The following is a 15,265-nucleotide window of genomic DNA, read 5'->3' on the forward strand; positions in this document are numbered from 1 at the left end:
CGAACATCTAGTTGCTAAAATCATTTTCGACAACGGCACAGAGTGCCAAACCCAATTCTAACGTTTTCTTTCTTTCGTTCCTCTTCCTTTTTCCCGAACCCCAGCTTCCCCTTAAAACTTGTCAAACATATACAGCATAAAAGGAAAATTTTCAAATGCAGTCAGGAGTATTTTTTGCTTCCGTTCTTTCGACATTAAAAAAACGCTACTTTTGGATTTCGCTGTTGTTTTGGCTGGCAATGGTAGCCCCAGCACAGGCCGCACTGATCTTGCGAGTGGCGGTACAAGACGGAGCAAGTCAGGTAAAAGTCGGCAGTTCTACCAAAGCTGCAATCCGCGACGGTAGCGGGCGCAATTTGGGCGAACTGTCGGCAAACAGTTCTCAGTCGGCTCAATTTCGATCGGGAACAGTGGCAATTGGTCGCTGGGCGGCCAACCAAGTTTGGATCGAGCCGACGGGAAATGGTTATGTTTGGATTGGCGATCGTTGGTATCGGGGACGCACGCTTCTAGTTCCCCAAAAAGGAGGCTTGACTGCCATCAACTACGTCAATATCGAACAATATCTCTACAGCGTTCTCGGCGCCGAGATGAGTGGCAATTGGCCTCAAGAGGCTTTGAAAGCCCAAGCAGTCGCCGCCCGTTCCTACGCTATCCACCAGCGCCTGAAAAGCGAAACCGACCTTTACGACGTGGACAGCACTCAGTATTCGCAGGTTTACAAAGGACTGCAAACAGAATCTTCTGGCACTTATTCCGCAGTCGATGCAACCGCCGGTCAAGTTCTGGCCTACAACGGTCAAATTATTTTAGCCGCTTTCCACTCTGCCTCTGGGGGACATACTGAAAATGTCGAAGATGTTTGGACGGAACCCCTGCCTTACCTGCGTGCTGTTCCTGACTTCGACCAAGGGGCGCCGGTTTATCAATGGAAAGAAAATTTTTCTCGCGCTCAAATCAGCAGTAAGATTTCTGGCGTGGGCAATGTGATCTCGATGAAGCCAGAACGCACTACCGCTCACGGCAGCGTTTTGAGGATGAAAGTAGTTGGAGATGGCGGTTCTAGGGTCATGACTGGCGCAGATTTACGCCGGGTTTTAAATTTGAGGAGTACGCGGTTTACCGTGATTCCTCAGTATGCGGGCGGTGGGAACCCAAGGAACAGTGGCCAAGCTCCTACCGGTTTTCAAGTTGCTGGCAAAGGTTTCGGCCATGCTGTAGGAATGAGTCAGTGGGGGGCCTACAATTTGGCCAGACAAGGATACGGCTACCAGCAGATTTTGTTGCACTATTACCGAGGTGCTACTTTGGCTAGAATTGCAGTCCAGTAACTGCTGGGAATGGGCAAGAAAGTTCGGCAACGGATTCGCTTTCTTCGGATGTAACGGATGTAACGGATGTCAAGGGGAAGGAAGAAGGAAGAAGGAAGAAGGAAGAAGGAAGAAGGAAGAAGGGAAAAACAGCTATTCGTGTATCCGTGACTTCCCTGTCCTGAATACAGGGAATTGAGAATTGAGAACTTGTACGGCTTTTCGACTACGCTCAGGAACCGCGTAGTGGCAGACCAGGAACCGCGTAGCCGAAGTATTGGAAATTGGGAATTGGGAATGATTAATGACTAATGACTAATGACTAATGACTGATCACTAACTACATGACTAACTACATTAAGGATTGCTATGCAAAAGTGGGAGTATTTATTTGTGGATGCGAATATGTATCCTTTTGGAAACAAGCTGATTAGTTTATATGTAAACGGTGAAGAACAGCGAGATTGGAAACAAGGCTCGCTTCATCTATTTGTCAATCATTTGGGCGAGGAGGGATGGGAACTTGTGGCTCTAGATCACGACTCGAAGTATGACCAAAATTGTTTGATTTTTAAACGCCCTAAGCTTATTTAATAAAACTCGGAGTATAAAAACTTCTGACATCAATAAAGATTGATATTTTCCACAATTCTTAGCAACGAGATAAAAGCCAGTTCCCCAACAAAGATATTTCATTGTGGAACTGGCATCCTGTCTATTCTTTAAAAGGGTGCAAGATTTTAGTGCAACCTAACTTAACAACAAAGAACTGTTTTTTTTATTATTATTACAAGTTGTCCGAGCGACCAATCCGGCGCTGCCATTCCGCATCTATTTTGGCTGACTGTTCTAGTTCTTGTTGGGTTAATTCTGTTTCTGTTGTATAAGCTAAGTCTTCTCCAGTCAGAACGTTTTCTGCCGCAAATTCTCGGGCGTAGGTCAGTTTTTTGAGCAAGTTGGCATCGGGTTCGTTTAATAACATTGCTCGCTGCTGACGCTCTTGATTGCGGGCTTCTATCCGGCTATTTTTCCACTGAATCCAGAAGTAGCGAATTAAAGGAATTGCGAGAAATCCGACGCCGTAAATTAGGAGCATGGGATAAACAGCGCTCACGAAACCGATAAATCCACCGACGATTAAATTATTAGTTAATAGATTCCCCAAAACTAACGCACCGACAAGATTGACGGCTCCTAACCCTGCTGCGAGCATGATTTGGCCGGAACTGGCGTTGCTGAAACGCCACAGCATTTCTCGCAAATAAGCTGCTACTGGTTGAGGATTTTTCTGGACGGCTGTGGTTTGCAATTGCGGAAAATGGTAAATTATTTGCCCTTCAGGGCTGACTTCGGGGCGGCCGTCAAAACGGGCGAGAGCCGGTAACATATATTCTTCGTATTCTCGGGCGTATCCTTGTCCGAGATTATCTAGATATGGAGCAATTTGTTCGGCGGCGACGGCGCCTCGGTTGTTGCGAATTGCAGTCGCAATATCGCTCCACTTGCGCTCTTCTAGATTGTGATTGGGATTGCCGTCTCCAAATAGAAAGGAGAAAACTGCTTCCAGAAAACTCATCTGGGGTTTTTGGCCCGTTAAGCGCGATCGCTGCTGGTAGTATGGTTGGTCATGGTTCCAGTAAAATATCCAGATTAAGTCGTTCCAGAAGTAGGGAAAAAAGGAAAAGCCGCCACCTCTGCCGCCCCCGCCGCCACCCTCTCCTCCTCCTCCCCCGTTATTGTTATCGCCGCTGGAGAGTAAAATCGTGATAGCAACAAAAATTAAGAGGATAGAAGCTACCAGCACTATGCCGAAAGATATCCGAATCAGATAAAATAAAATGCGCCAGATTTTTTGCCACCATTCCTGCAACTGCAATCGCAAGAATTTGTTTCGCAAAATATCTCGAAAGTTCTTGGGAAATAGGTAGGCAATGTCGCCGGATTCTGCTACTTGCAGGTTGCCACCTGCTTCGGAGGCGAGGGTTAACAGTTCTCGCTGGGCAAAATTGACATCTAATCCAGCTTTTGCCACCACGTCTCCAACCGTAACGCGGTAGCCAAGTTGTTCGACGGCTTGCATAATGGTGGGATTCGGAGCCATAGGTTTCTCTCTGTGAAAATTACCCGGTTATTTTTATTATATATTGCGGGAATTCGAGCTGGTTTTGGCGATCGGGTTTCTGATTTTTTTTTAGGCTGCCCTTGACTTTGGGGCAAAATATTGCTAGTGTTTTGCCGAATAACTTTTAAGTATGGGCTGAACTCGGATAACTTAATAAAACTTTGTGATTGAATTTCTTCTCGGCAGGCTATTTGCTTGTTTGCTCTGAGGGTCAAGAGGGGGGATTATGGGTACAGTTAGTAAGGTACGGTGTGCGATCGCCCGTTGGCGTTAGCAAAGCAATCCGAAGGAAAGCCATCGAAGAGGGGATGATTGCCCCTGCACCCTCCAGCAGAACTTTTCCCTTCGGCGCGGGTTTTTGTAAGTTTTGTGTAGAGTGCCAGAGATATGTTAAAGAAATCTAGTTTTTTTGCCAGTCTTGCAAGACTTATATAAAATAGATAGAGCTTGCGCGGGTGTTAAACCCAAGGGCGTGTTTTAAGGTTCGCAGGTGCGATCGACTAAACTTTTTAGCGCCCTCAACACAACGGCCCACTACAACAGTGGCGCAATTATTAATAGGAAAACTTTACAGGCTAATTTTTCTGATTAGCCACTAACCAAACAATCGCATATGCCAAGAACTCAACGCAACGATAACTTTATTGACAAAAGTTTCACGGTAATGGCTGATATCATCCTAAAGATTATGCCGGCTAAAAAGCAGGCGAAGGAAGCTTTTGCTTATTACCGGGATGGTATGTCAGCTCAAGCAGATGGCGAATATGCTGAAGCGTTGGACAATTATCATGAAGCGCTGAAGCTGGAGGAAGATCCTTACGATCGCAGTTATGTCTTGTACAATATGGGGCTGATCCATACTAGCAACGGCGAACACGATAAAGCTTTGGAATATTACAGCGAGGCTTTGGATCTCAATCCGAGAATGCCACAAGCACTCAATAATATTGCTGTGATTTACCACTATCAAGGGGAAAAGGAAAAGGAAGCTGGCAATATTGAAGGGGCGGAAGGGCTGTTTGATAAAGCTGCGGATTATTGGAAGGAGGCTATTCGCTTGGCCCCGAACAATTACATTGAGGTACAAAATTGGCTGAAGACGACAGGTCGATCGCAAATTGATGTGTATTTTTAACTAGGATGGGCATGGGGCATGGGGCATAGTTAGTAGTTAATAGTTGGTAGTTAGTCGTTTCTCTAATAACAAATAACCAATTCCCTATGCCCAATTCCCTATGCCCAATTCCCCATTCCCCATTCCCCATTCCCGATTTTTATGATAGACAGAGAAGAAGTTCGGAAAGTAGCGAATTTAGCGAGATTGGAATTAACGCCGGAAGAAGAAGAGCAGTTTACTGGTCAACTTAACGGTATTTTGGATTATTTCGAGCAATTGAGTGAACTAGATACAAGTAAGGTGCAGCCGACAACGCGGGCGATCGATGTTAGTAATGTAATGCGATCGGACGATTTGCAACCTTTTGCTAAGGGAGAAAGTATTTTGGAGGGAGCTCCCGATCGCGATGGAGAGTTTTTTAAAGTGCCTAAGATTATGTAGCGTTCCCCCTACGCACCTAACTGAGGAACATCCCTTGAGGGGCGGGCTAGCAATGCCTACCCCAAAAACAGATTAAATTAACTGTGGAACAGGTAATAAGTAAGCCCGGTATAAGCCACCCCACAAGCCGATTAAACTGATAGAAACCCAACACAAGATCGCTCATAGCGATCGCTCTGTAAAGTTCATTTTTGGGGTAACAAATAGTCATGTACGTATTAATTGGTGGAGCAGGAATGATGGGGCTAGGTTTAGCCCAGCAGTTATTAAAAGTCGGTCATACGGTTGCAATCATCGATGCCGACCCGCTGGCCTGTCGCTTTGCTCGAGAAAAAATCGGAGTGATGGCATTTGAAGGCAGTGCCGTGAGCACAACGGTGCTTCTGGAAGCCGGAATTAAACAAGCAAACGCCGTCGTTGCTGCACTCAGGGACGATGCACTGAATTTAGCGCTGATCACCCTATCCAGAAGCTATGGCATTTCCCATATTGTGGTGCGAATGCGCGATCGCGAATTCATGGAAGCCTATCGACTTGCCGGAGCCAGTCACATCATCAGCACTATTGATTTGGCAGTTGCATCAATGGCGAATGCGATTGAATACCCCCAAATCGAGTCTATGATGCACTTTGAACACGGGCAAGTCGAGGTACTAAAGTTGCCAGTTCCAGGCGATTGCAAGGTGGCAGGTCGCACTGTTGCTCAAATTGCTCAAGACCCTCGTTTTCCAACAGGTTCGCTGATTATTGGTTATCAATGCCATGCCTGCGCCAATCTGGAGATTCCGAACGGCAATACAGTTCTTGAAGCAGGCTCTACTATCTTGGTCGTCACCCGTCCAGAGCTAGTTCACCAGATGATTGATTACCTCGGCATTCGCGCTAGTCATCTGCCAACGTTAGAAGTTTCTCATCCAAATCTTTGATGTAAGGATGAACCAGATCCTCTGGGACAATTCGCTTGCGGAGGGCATCGCTAACGGCTCCTTTTTCTGCTAAAAGCAATCGCCGTCGAATCGTATCTAGCCCGCTGCGATCGCCCTTTACTTGCCCGGCCCGATGTTGATTGTAGAGATCGCGCAGCACTCGCTCCGAGTGTGCTACTCGTGCTTGATATGATGCCCATAACTCTTCGTAAACTGCCTTCGGCAACACGCCTGCTTTCAGCAAACTATCTAGCTCATCTTGAGCCGCTTTGGAAGCAATCAACTGAATCTGTAACTGCCCAGCTTCCTGCATTACATCAGAAACACGGCTGATTTGTAACCGTTTTACCAGCCAGGGTAAACTTAATCCCTGTCCTACCAAGGAGAATAAAACTGCACCGAAAACCAGCGCAATGATATTATCTCGTCCTGTCAATCCCAGAGGAATACTAAGCGCCAGTGCCATCGAGAGTGAGCCTTTGATGTTTCCCAGAAACAGAACGTGTTGCCAGCGCAGGGGAATCGGACGATCGAACCACCGCAGCCCCGCTAACAACAGATAGACTGAAAGAATCCTTCCCAGTTGATAGGCCAAAATGACGAATAGGATGGATGGCAAAATTCTCCACAGCGTCAGCGGGTTAATCTCAATGCCGATCAGCAGAAAAATAAATGTATTGACCCCAAAACCAGCGTACTCCCAGAAGCTCAGTAGCGTAATTCGATCCGAGGCTGATGTAGTGCGAGAAAGCCCCAGATTGCCAAAAATGAGTCCGGCGATAACCACAGCCACCGCACCGGATACCCCAAAAAATTGCCCGATTTGGAATGTTCCTAACGCCAGCGCAACGGTCAGCAAGAGACTACTCAACGGGTCATTTAATCGAACAAATATCGGCAGACTCAAGTAACCTAAGATGACACCCACGAGTCCCCCGCCCAAGGCAACCACGAGCAGTTCCTTAAGTCCTCCCACAACGGTAAGAGAACCTGTAGCATAAACGACTAGAATCAAATTGAATGAAACCAGGGCAGCCGCATCATTGAACAGAGTTTCTCCTTCCACGATGGTGGATAGCCGGGAAGGTACACGGATCTCCTTAAAGACTGCGATCATTGAGACTGTATCAGTGTTTGCCAGAATGACTCCGATCAGCAACGCCGGAATCCAGTCTAGCCCTAGCCCAAATTTAACCAGAACAGCAATAATTGCTGAGGATAAGATCGAGCCTGGGCCCGCCAGCAGGGCGATCGGCTTAAAGGTGCTGCGGAGACGGCTGATATCAGTATTGATAGCTGCTTCAAAAATCAGAATTGGTAGGAAAAGATTTAATACTAAAGAGGGGTCTAAACCAATTCGACGTGACAATACCTCCGTAATGGGCAAGCCTGCTAACACTAAGCCCGTCACATAGGGAATTCGCAACCGTTGGGTTACGAGTGCCACAACAGTTGCAATCAGCAGCAGAATGATCAAGATGATGACCAATTCAGAAATAACTCCTGCTGTTTGGCTATTTGTAGCAGGATCGCTGCCCAAGGGAGTTGGTTGCGCTACAATCGACTCGATCACCGATACTCCTGTCATAAACTCGTTTTCCTCACAGAAATTGACAGATTAACTACGGTTTTAGTCTACAGGAGACGGTTCACTATGCTGTAGGCGTAACTGCAATTTATATGGTTTATTTGGATGAATGCCAATGAAGCTGAAACAGGATTTCTGGGTTGGTTGGGCGCTAGGGGCGATCGTCCTGAGCTCTTGTTACCAAACTATCTCACCAAGACAACAATCTGATATCGTTGCGATGTCATTACCTTCTGTTGAGTCCAAACTGCCTTAAAAAAGCAACAATCTGATACTGAGCGTAAAACTTCACACTTTGGGAGCATCTCATATTTGTAAAAACACTTGTTCTGGCTCTTCCTTCTTCCTTCTTCCTCTTTCTTCCTCGCTCCTAGCTCGCAACTCTAATTTCTAGCTTGGCTGCTTTCATTGAGATGCTCCCTCGTCCTTTCTTACCTTAAATTTATGTAGCATCATAGACACGCCACGTCAGAATCTCCCAACGTTTAAGGACAGGTTCAGCAATCAAAACCTCATTTTCTCTTGCCTCCATGACGATCAAATAATCTCCCTGCTTAAATCTGTCATTGTAAATTCTTGCTTGTTCTTCGGGCATCAACCATCCTTGAAGTGCGCCATATAGACCACCAGCAGTTGCAGCAATCCCACTTCCAGCGAAAGTTGCTAAAAGGCTTTCTACCGCTAATGCCTGACCAATACCGGGAATTAGCAGGCTGCTGAGTCCAACAATTAAGGCTACTGAACCTAGTCGTATGCTGCCTAAGATCCCGCCTACTTGTGCGCCTGCTGCTCTTGTGATAAAAATTTGCTGCACACCCAGAGAGTCTAAATCATCATTGTCAGAAGGTTTAGCAATCACTGAAATCTTGTGCATGGGGAACCCCCTGCTTTTTAGCTCAACAAGCGCCTGCTTTACATTTCGATAATTAGTAAATAGGCCGCTAGCACGTTTGAGATTTTGGGAAGTCATGATAAATATTCAATATTCAACGCTACAAAATTGGTAAATAGTGTGTAAAGCCGCTTTGAATGACCGCATCACAAAAACCGCTTATACCGAATCCGGGCTTGGAGATTCTGTTATTTTTTAGTCGGCGCAGGCCGACTTTGTTTGTATAGAAGCGGTTTTAACCGCCGATCAATCTACTTATACCGAATCCTGGTTTGGAGATTCTGTTATTCTTTAGTCGGCGCAGGCCGACTGTGTTTGTATAGAAGCGGTTTTAACCGCCGATCAATCTACAGGATGACAAACCAGGATTTAGTATTAATTCAGAGGTGCAAAACGCTTTAGCAAAGCTGACAAAGCAATCATTGGCAGTCCGAATCCGATACAAATTAAGCCTTGGATTGTGTTCAAAGCTTCAGTGTTGAATAACAGATTCATCATGCCCCATTGGCTAAACAGGAATTGGAGAATGAAAATAGCCCCAATGCCGATCGCTACAGCATAGCCAACTGATTCATCTTTACCGCGTAGTTTGGCGACGATCGCCGGAACGAAGCGACTGATGCTTAATAGGTAAAAAGCTTCTGCCGCAACCAATGCTTGAATTGCCATCGTCCGGGCTAGAGCTTCATTACCTGTGGTTTGGACGATCCATTCAAACATCCCAAAGATCACAATCCAGTTAAATACCGAAACTGTCAGAATCCGAGCAGTCAGCCTGCGAGACAGAAGCGGTTCATTGGCAGGTCGAGGCGGCTGTTGCATGACATTGGGAGAGGGCGGCTCAAATGCCAACGGTAAGCTCAACGCAACTGAACTGACCATATTCAGCCAGAGAATTTGTACTGGCAAAATGGGTAGTGGGGTTGCCAGAAGTACGGCAATCAAGATGGTCATGGACTCTCCACCATTCACGGGCAGGATGAAGGCGATCGCCCGCAGCAGATTCTTATAAACCGTGCGCCCTTCCTTAACTGCTTTCTCAATCGAAGCAAAGTTGTCGTTTGTCAACAGCATATCCGCTGCTTCTTTTGTAACTTCGGTGCCTGTAATACCCATCGCTATCCCAATGTCAGCTTGCTTCAGGGCGGGAGCATCATTAACTCCATCTCCAGTCATCGCCACAATCTCGCCCTTAGACTGAAGTGCTTCGACAATGCGGAGCTTTTGCTCTGGTGCGACACGAGCAAACACGCAGCTTTGTTCAACAGCATTGGCTAATTGCTGCGGATTCATTTGAGCGAGTTCTTGACCCGTAAAAACGGGAGCCTCTTGGGTTTGATTTAGTCCCATTTGGTGCGCGATCGCTGCTGCTGTTTTGGCATGGTCGCCGGTAATCATCTTGACCTGAATTCCTGCAGACCGACAGACTTGAATCGCTTGAATCGCTTCGGGGCGAGGCGGGTCGATCATGCCTTGCAGACCCACAAAAGTTAACCCTTCCTCAATATCAGAATGCTCAATGGAAGATTGAGAAGCAGGTACAACTTTCTTGGCAAGTGCCAGAACTCGTAACCCTTTTTTCGCCATTCTGTCCACGGTTTGCTCGATCGGCGCGGCGTTGAGGGATCTCGCCTCTCCCTCTTCATCGAGCATCTGGCGACACCGCTTGAGAATTGCCTCGATCGAACCCTTGACATAAATCAACCGTTCTGGACGATCGTCATGTAAGGTTGCCATGTATTGAAACTGAGATTCAAACGGCAGTGTATCGAGCCGGGAAAGCGATTCCTCCAGTTTCTCAGTAATTAACCCCGCTTTTTGGGCTACCGCAACCAGCGCCCCTTCCGTTGGACTACCGACTACAGTCCAGTTTCCATCTTGCACTTCTAGATGCGAATCGTTGCACAACAGTCCTGCTTGCAGGCATTCATATAAGGCAGGTGCGTTCCTCAAGTCAACGGAATGTCCATTTACAGAAATTTCCCCGTCTGGTGCATATCCTCCACCGCTAACCCGATATCGCTTTCCACCGGCATCAATCTCCTGAACAGTCATTTGATTCTCAGTCAAGGTTCCGGTTTTGTCGGAACAAATCACGGTGGTGCTGCCGAGTGTCTCAATTGCCGGAAGTTTGCGAATAATCGCGTGCTGCTTTGCCATTTGGGAAACCCCGATCGCCAGTGTCACCGTTAAAATCGCGGGTAAGCCTTCAGGAATTGCGCTGACGGCAAGGGCCACAGATGCCTTGAACACCTCAACCCAAGAAAATCTCTGGGCAATGCCTGCGACAAAGGTGAAGGCAGCCAAACCTAAAATGACATAGAGCAAGGTTTGGCTAAATTTGTCAATTTTGCGACTCAGTGGGGTTTCCAGTGTGGTACTTTGCTGCATGAGTTGGGAGATGTGTCCGGTCTCGGTCATGTCACCAATGCTGACGACCAGTCCGCGTCCCTGTCCAAACGTTACCAGGCTTCCGGTATACGCCATGTTCGTGCGCTCTGCCAGTGCAGCGTCTGCCTCTAGCGCCTGGGATTGCTTCTCAACCGGGACAGATTCTCCCGTTAACGCTGACTCATCGACCTGTAAGTCACGGACTTCGATCAGCCGTAGATCTGCAGACACTTTATCCCCTGAAGACAGCAAGACGAGATCGCCAGGAACCAGTTCACTGGATGAAACCACTTGCTTTTGACCATTGCGGAGAATGGTTGCCTCAGTTGCAACAGATTTTGCTAAAGCGGCGATCGCATTCTCTGCCTTTGACTCTTGAACGAAACCAATGGTGGCATTCGTCAGAGCAACCCCAAAAATTACCCCTGAATCAATCCACTCTTTCAGAAATGCTGTTACTATCCCAGCAGCTAACAAAATGTAGATTAGCGGCTGATTCAGTTGCTGAAAAAATCGCAACCAGGCACTTTGCTGCTTTTGAGCCGTTAGTTGATTGGGGCCGAGGATCTCGCGCCGTTCGGCTGACACCTCAGAAGATAGACCTATTTCCAGGTCAGTCTCTAAAATCTGAGCCACTTTCTCGACAGAGAGGTGGTGCCAAGAGTGTTCTACTAATTTTTCTACATTGGTTGCAGTCATAAGCTGATACGCATTTAAATTGGGATTTTTGAACCCTAGACTCCTTGCACCCTGGCTTTCAGGCAAAAAATTTAAATGCTGAACAGCTTAACGTTTCTTGTCAAGCCAAGTGCTTATCTGTTATTTCGTCTTGTTTCTAGCGTTATTGATGAATGTGAGCCAAAAGTGATGGACTGATTTCTGTTAATCATATTTGGATCACATTTGCTTCCTATACTGAGGCAGAGAACCGATTAAGATAACTTATAGAATTGCCAACTTTAGTTCACTGGATTTGATTGATTGTTGCCTTTTATTAATAGGGTTGTCAAAAGCATTACTTTTGATAGATGAACTATGGTACATTTACTTGTTAATTTGAAAGCTCAAAAACTTCATGCTGAGGTTTATGGGCAAAATTGCGTTTCACAACAAACAAAACAAACAAAGAATATGCAATTATTAAAGCTATTGGTGCAAGGAATCAGCGTCAGCACAGTTGCAGTTTTGGGTTTAGGTGCTTGCACCTCCCCCAATACTCCACAGACAACTGTTCCATCTACTTCTGCTCCCACAACTGCCACTGGAAATACGACTGTTCCAACCACTCCAGCGCCTGCAACCACGACCGCACAGACGCCTCAGAATCAAGACATTGACGATATTGCCGATCGCGTAGAAGAGGCTTTAGACTCCGATATTACCCTCAAGCAATTCGATTTGGACGCAGACGATCGGGATAATTCGATTGTGTTAACAGGGCGCGTTCAAACGGCAGAACAAAAAGCATTGGCAGAACAAATTGCTCGGCAAACTGCAGCGAATGTTTCCATCAATAACGAAATCGTTACTCAGTAGTTTTAATCCTCAAGCAGCAAGAGTATTGGACGCTTCTTGCTGCTTGAGGAATTGCTCGATCGCAGCGAGAAAACCTATAAATTTAACAACCTTATTTGACTGGATGCGATCGCAATATTGAAACAATAAACTTATTCAACAATTTCGTAACGAACTAACTGGCGAACATTTTGACGTGATAACTGGAGTTCTTGCGCGATCGCTGCCTCTATCTGGGTTGCGTCAGTCATTGGCAATTCTAATTCCAATCGCTTCAAAATGGGTTCTGCTGTTTCTACCGCAACCTGGGTGGTTCCTTGTTTTCGGTTAATCACCGCGTTGATCAGCAATATATTGACAGACACCGTTGCTTTAAGCTGGGTATCTGCCTGAAGTTTATTCTTTGCGATCTGAGGTTGTTGTAATTCTTGAGCCATTAGGAAACTGGAACCAACCCAAAACGCGATCGCCACAAACGGCAATGGCAACCAAAACTCTGCGCCTGATACTTTTAGCCAACGTCTAATCATCCGCTATTCTTTCCCATCCCTTCTGAGGCTAATAATATCTATTGGCACTTTAATAGAACTTGCTCTCTCCTAAAATCTAGCTTAAAGAAGATGCGCGAATCACCTCAAACTCTAATAATTCTGAAAACTGCAAGCTGCGAAGGAGGCGAGCCGAGATATGAGAGTTTTGCTGGTGGAGGACGACCCAAAGCAACTGATGCCACTTCAAACAGTGCTGGCTCAAGCAGGACATAGCGTGGATGGGGTAAAAGATGGAGAGACGGCACAGTGGCTGTTATCAGAAAAAGAATATGATTTGTTGATTTTGGACTGGATGTTGCCACATATCAGTGGGGTAAATCTCTGTCGTCAATATCGAGCAGCAGGGAAAACAGCGCCGATTTTGATGATCACGGCAAGAGATACCACGCCTGAAAAAGTGACTGGGTTAGACGCAGGTGCAGATGATTACCTGGTGAAACCGATCGATTTGGTTGAATTCATGGCACGAGTCCGGGCATTAAGACGGCGATCACCACTTTGGCAAGGAGATACGCTCAGCCTTGAGGATCTACACCTCCACCTCGATACTCTTACTGTTGAGCGACAAGGGGCAACCGTTTCCCTCTCCAGTCGCGAGTTTCAGTTGTTGGAGTATTTTATGCGTCATCCTCGACAGGTTTTGACTCGGAATCAGATTCAACAAGCCGTGTGGGAATGGGGGACTGAACCAGAGAGCAATGCGATCGCGGTTCTAATTCGCAAACTCCGCCAACGCTTGCAGGCTGTAGGAGCTGCAGACTGGATTGAGAGCATTTACGGTATGGGTTATCGCCTCACTTCCCCTGAAAAGTAACGATCGTGAAGGCAAGTCATGTTTAATCAAAGTCGTCGCAATCTGGCTCGTTGGTTCACCCTCTCCATGGGAAGCATTCTCGTGCTGTTTGCAGGGGTGATTTACCAGATTGAGGTAAAAGATAAACTAGAAGCCCTTGACCGACTGCTCTATGACAAGACTAGAGTCATGGCTGCCAGCGTACATTATGAAGTTCGCAAAAACCAGAGCCAGGTCGATCTGAGTCATGTCTCCCTGTTAGGCAGTGGGTCTCATCCGCTTGCAGAAGATCTGATTTATGTACGCTGGTATAACGCACAAAGGCGGTTAGTTCGTTTTTTTGGGACTCCTTCATCAGAGCAGTTAAATACGCCCTTTGGTTATCTCACAGTTCGATCGACCGATCCACTTTTGGGAAAAGGAATCTGGCTGCGTCAGGTGACATTACCAGTCGAAGGCAGAACCGGAGTGCTTGGCTATCTTCAGGTTGCAACTCCCCTGACAGAAACTCAAAACAGGCTCACTCAGCTTCAGATTGTGCTAACTCTCGCTGTCCCGCTGACACTGGGCTTAATTGCCATCACAGGTTGGTTTCTCAGTGGGCTGGCCATGCAACCCATTCGGCAAGCCTATCAACAGCTTCAACGCTTTACAGCCGATGCCTCTCATGAGTTGCGATCGCCCCTGTCTGCCATTCTCACTAATGCCCAGCTTGGGTTGCTGATCGCGGCTGATGATTCACGTTACCATCCTCCCTTAGAAAACATTGTAGATAGCGCAAAATCAATGGGAGCGCTCGTGAATAATTTACTGCTGTTGGCTCGTCATCAGGGGAACCTTGCGCCGGAATCGCTCAGGTTAATCAATCTCAACGAGTTGCTGAGCAATTTAGCAACCCAGTTTCTCGCACTTGCAGAAGCCCAAAATATCAAACTAACCTGCGAATTCCCGGAACAACGGATTGAATTATTGGCTGATCCTGATTTGCTACGGCAAGTAGTCGAAAACTTGCTTTACAATGCCTGTAAATATACTCCGGTTGGCGGAACTGTAAAGATACGCCTAGTTCTTCATTCCAATTTGGCAGTCATTCAGATTATCGATACCGGAATCGGTATTCCAGAAGCGGACTTACCCTATATTTTCGATCGCTTCTATCGAGTAGACACCGATCGCTCGCAGGAGAGTGGAGGCTTTGGGCTGGGGTTAGCGCTCGTCCAACAAATTGTCAAGGCACACAGCGGACAAATACAGGTGACGAGTGCAGTGGGCAAAGGCTCAACGTTTCAGGTTGAACTGCCCCTCAAACCTTATCACTAAGCTGCCTCAAGGAAGAGAAATGCTTGTAGTATGTAGTTATATAATGTTTGTTTTTGAGGTGACAATAAATCCTGTAGGTATTAATTGGTGGAGCCGGAATGATGCGGCTGGGATCAGCCTAACAGTTATTAAAAGTCGGGAACAGCATTGCGATGGTTGACACATACCAGCTTTCCTGTGGCTTTGCCCGTTAAAAAATAGAGTTCTCAACGGGTAATTTAACCAGGGTAAGAGCATCTCAATCATGCTTGACAAAAGCACTTGAGAATTTGCATCATATAGTCATTGTTCATCGCGGC

At 46.6% G+C, this 15,265-nt stretch carries 13 protein-coding genes; 8 read left to right on the forward strand and 5 right to left on the reverse strand.

Annotated elements, in window-relative coordinates; genetic code table 11:
* The first annotated feature begins 155 nt into the window (after positions 1-155).
* Complete coding sequence (locus QUB44_RS23675) at positions 156-1,331, forward strand: SpoIID/LytB domain-containing protein (protein ID WP_333371280.1); 1,176 nt, start codon at positions 156-158, stop codon at positions 1,329-1,331.
* 348 nt (positions 1,332-1,679) lie between these two features.
* Positions 1,680-1,904, forward strand: a complete 225-nt coding sequence (locus tag QUB44_RS23680; RefSeq protein ID WP_015174403.1) for a hypothetical protein — start codon at positions 1,680-1,682, stop codon at positions 1,902-1,904.
* A 193-nt stretch (positions 1,905-2,097) separates the two neighbouring features.
* On the opposite strand, the gene QUB44_RS23685 is transcribed toward QUB44_RS23680, so the two are convergent.
* Positions 2,098-3,411 carry a hypothetical protein gene (locus tag QUB44_RS23685; protein WP_333371282.1) on the reverse strand — a complete coding sequence of 438 codons (1,314 nt, stop codon included), beginning with the start codon at positions 3,409-3,411 and terminating at the stop codon, positions 2,098-2,100.
* A 634-nt stretch (positions 3,412-4,045) separates the two neighbouring features.
* Here QUB44_RS23685 and QUB44_RS23690 point away from each other — a divergent pair.
* From QUB44_RS23690 to QUB44_RS23700, 3 genes are all read left to right on the forward strand, one after another.
* A complete protein-coding gene (locus QUB44_RS23690; protein ID WP_333039118.1) occupies positions 4,046-4,567 on the forward strand; it encodes a photosystem I assembly protein Ycf3 in 522 nt (173 codons plus the stop codon).
* Between the two features lie 141 nt (positions 4,568-4,708).
* On the forward strand, positions 4,709-4,990 hold the full coding sequence (gatC, locus tag QUB44_RS23695; protein ID WP_006635952.1) for an Asp-tRNA(Asn)/Glu-tRNA(Gln) amidotransferase subunit GatC: 282 nt from the start codon (positions 4,709-4,711) through the stop codon (positions 4,988-4,990).
* Between the two features lie 209 nt (positions 4,991-5,199).
* Complete coding sequence (locus tag QUB44_RS23700; RefSeq protein WP_333215071.1) at positions 5,200-5,916, forward strand: TrkA family potassium uptake protein; 717 nt, start codon at positions 5,200-5,202, stop codon at positions 5,914-5,916.
* Here QUB44_RS23700 and QUB44_RS23705 read toward each other — a convergent pair.
* The 3 genes from QUB44_RS23705 to QUB44_RS23715 all read right to left on the reverse strand — a co-directional run bounded on the left by QUB44_RS23705 (position 5,873) and on the right by QUB44_RS23715 (position 11,486).
* Entirely contained in the window at positions 5,873-7,504 is a 1,632-nt protein-coding gene (locus QUB44_RS23705) for a sodium:proton antiporter (protein ID WP_333371284.1), read from the reverse strand. The genes QUB44_RS23700 and QUB44_RS23705 overlap by 44 nt on opposite strands.
* A gap of 442 nt (positions 7,505-7,946) precedes the next feature.
* Complete coding sequence (locus QUB44_RS23710) at positions 7,947-8,474, reverse strand: hypothetical protein (RefSeq protein ID WP_333164532.1); 528 nt, start codon at positions 8,472-8,474, stop codon at positions 7,947-7,949.
* A gap of 297 nt (positions 8,475-8,771) precedes the next feature.
* Complete coding sequence (locus tag QUB44_RS23715; RefSeq protein WP_333371285.1) at positions 8,772-11,486, reverse strand: cation-transporting P-type ATPase; 2,715 nt, start codon at positions 11,484-11,486, stop codon at positions 8,772-8,774.
* 336 nt (positions 11,487-11,822) lie between these two features.
* Here QUB44_RS23715 and QUB44_RS23720 point away from each other — a divergent pair, with 336 nt between their 5' ends.
* Positions 11,823-12,323, forward strand: coding sequence for a BON domain-containing protein (locus tag QUB44_RS23720; RefSeq protein WP_333371287.1), 501 nt, complete (start codon positions 11,823-11,825; stop codon positions 12,321-12,323).
* A 131-nt stretch (positions 12,324-12,454) separates the two neighbouring features.
* Here QUB44_RS23720 and QUB44_RS23725 read toward each other — a convergent pair whose 3' ends face one another.
* Complete coding sequence (locus QUB44_RS23725; RefSeq protein WP_333164523.1) at positions 12,455-12,832, reverse strand: hypothetical protein; 378 nt, start codon at positions 12,830-12,832, stop codon at positions 12,455-12,457.
* A gap of 157 nt (positions 12,833-12,989) precedes the next feature.
* On the opposite strand from QUB44_RS23725, the gene rppA reads away from it, so the two are divergent.
* Together rppA and QUB44_RS23735 are read left to right on the forward strand one after the other, a co-directional pair.
* On the forward strand, positions 12,990-13,667 hold the full coding sequence (gene rppA / locus QUB44_RS23730) for a two-component system response regulator RppA (protein ID WP_333371289.1): 678 nt from the start codon (positions 12,990-12,992) through the stop codon (positions 13,665-13,667).
* Positions 13,668-13,685: 18 nt separating this feature from the next.
* Complete coding sequence (locus QUB44_RS23735) at positions 13,686-14,966, forward strand: HAMP domain-containing sensor histidine kinase (RefSeq protein WP_333371291.1); 1,281 nt, start codon at positions 13,686-13,688, stop codon at positions 14,964-14,966.
* The last annotated feature ends 299 nt before the right edge of the window (positions 14,967-15,265 follow it).

This window comes from Microcoleus sp. AT3-D2, assembly GCF_036705715.1.
Classification (GTDB): Bacteria; Cyanobacteriota; Cyanobacteriia; order Cyanobacteriales; family Microcoleaceae; genus Microcoleus.

Excerpts from the sequence above, each read along its gene's own strand:
- QUB44_RS23675 (WP_333371280.1), top strand. The coding sequence starts at position 156 with ATGCAGTCAGGAGTATTTTTTGCTTCCGTTCTTTCGACATTAAAAAAA.
- QUB44_RS23680 (WP_015174403.1), top strand. The coding sequence starts at position 1,680 with ATGCAAAAGTGGGAGTATTTATTTGTGGATGCGAATATGTATCCTTTT.
- QUB44_RS23685 (WP_333371282.1), bottom strand. The coding sequence starts at position 3,411 with ATGGCTCCGAATCCCACCATTATGCAAGCCGTCGAACAACTTGGCTAC.
- QUB44_RS23690 (WP_333039118.1), top strand. The coding sequence starts at position 4,046 with ATGCCAAGAACTCAACGCAACGATAACTTTATTGACAAAAGTTTCACG.
- gatC (WP_006635952.1), top strand. The coding sequence starts at position 4,709 with ATGATAGACAGAGAAGAAGTTCGGAAAGTAGCGAATTTAGCGAGATTG.
- QUB44_RS23700 (WP_333215071.1), top strand. The coding sequence starts at position 5,200 with ATGTACGTATTAATTGGTGGAGCAGGAATGATGGGGCTAGGTTTAGCC.
- QUB44_RS23705 (WP_333371284.1), bottom strand. The coding sequence starts at position 7,504 with ATGACAGGAGTATCGGTGATCGAGTCGATTGTAGCGCAACCAACTCCC.
- QUB44_RS23710 (WP_333164532.1), bottom strand. The coding sequence starts at position 8,474 with ATGACTTCCCAAAATCTCAAACGTGCTAGCGGCCTATTTACTAATTAT.
- QUB44_RS23715 (WP_333371285.1), bottom strand. The coding sequence starts at position 11,486 with ATGACTGCAACCAATGTAGAAAAATTAGTAGAACACTCTTGGCACCAC.
- QUB44_RS23720 (WP_333371287.1), top strand. The coding sequence starts at position 11,823 with ATGGTACATTTACTTGTTAATTTGAAAGCTCAAAAACTTCATGCTGAG.
- QUB44_RS23725 (WP_333164523.1), bottom strand. The coding sequence starts at position 12,832 with ATGATTAGACGTTGGCTAAAAGTATCAGGCGCAGAGTTTTGGTTGCCA.
- rppA (WP_333371289.1), top strand. The coding sequence starts at position 12,990 with ATGAGAGTTTTGCTGGTGGAGGACGACCCAAAGCAACTGATGCCACTT.
- QUB44_RS23735 (WP_333371291.1), top strand. The coding sequence starts at position 13,686 with ATGTTTAATCAAAGTCGTCGCAATCTGGCTCGTTGGTTCACCCTCTCC.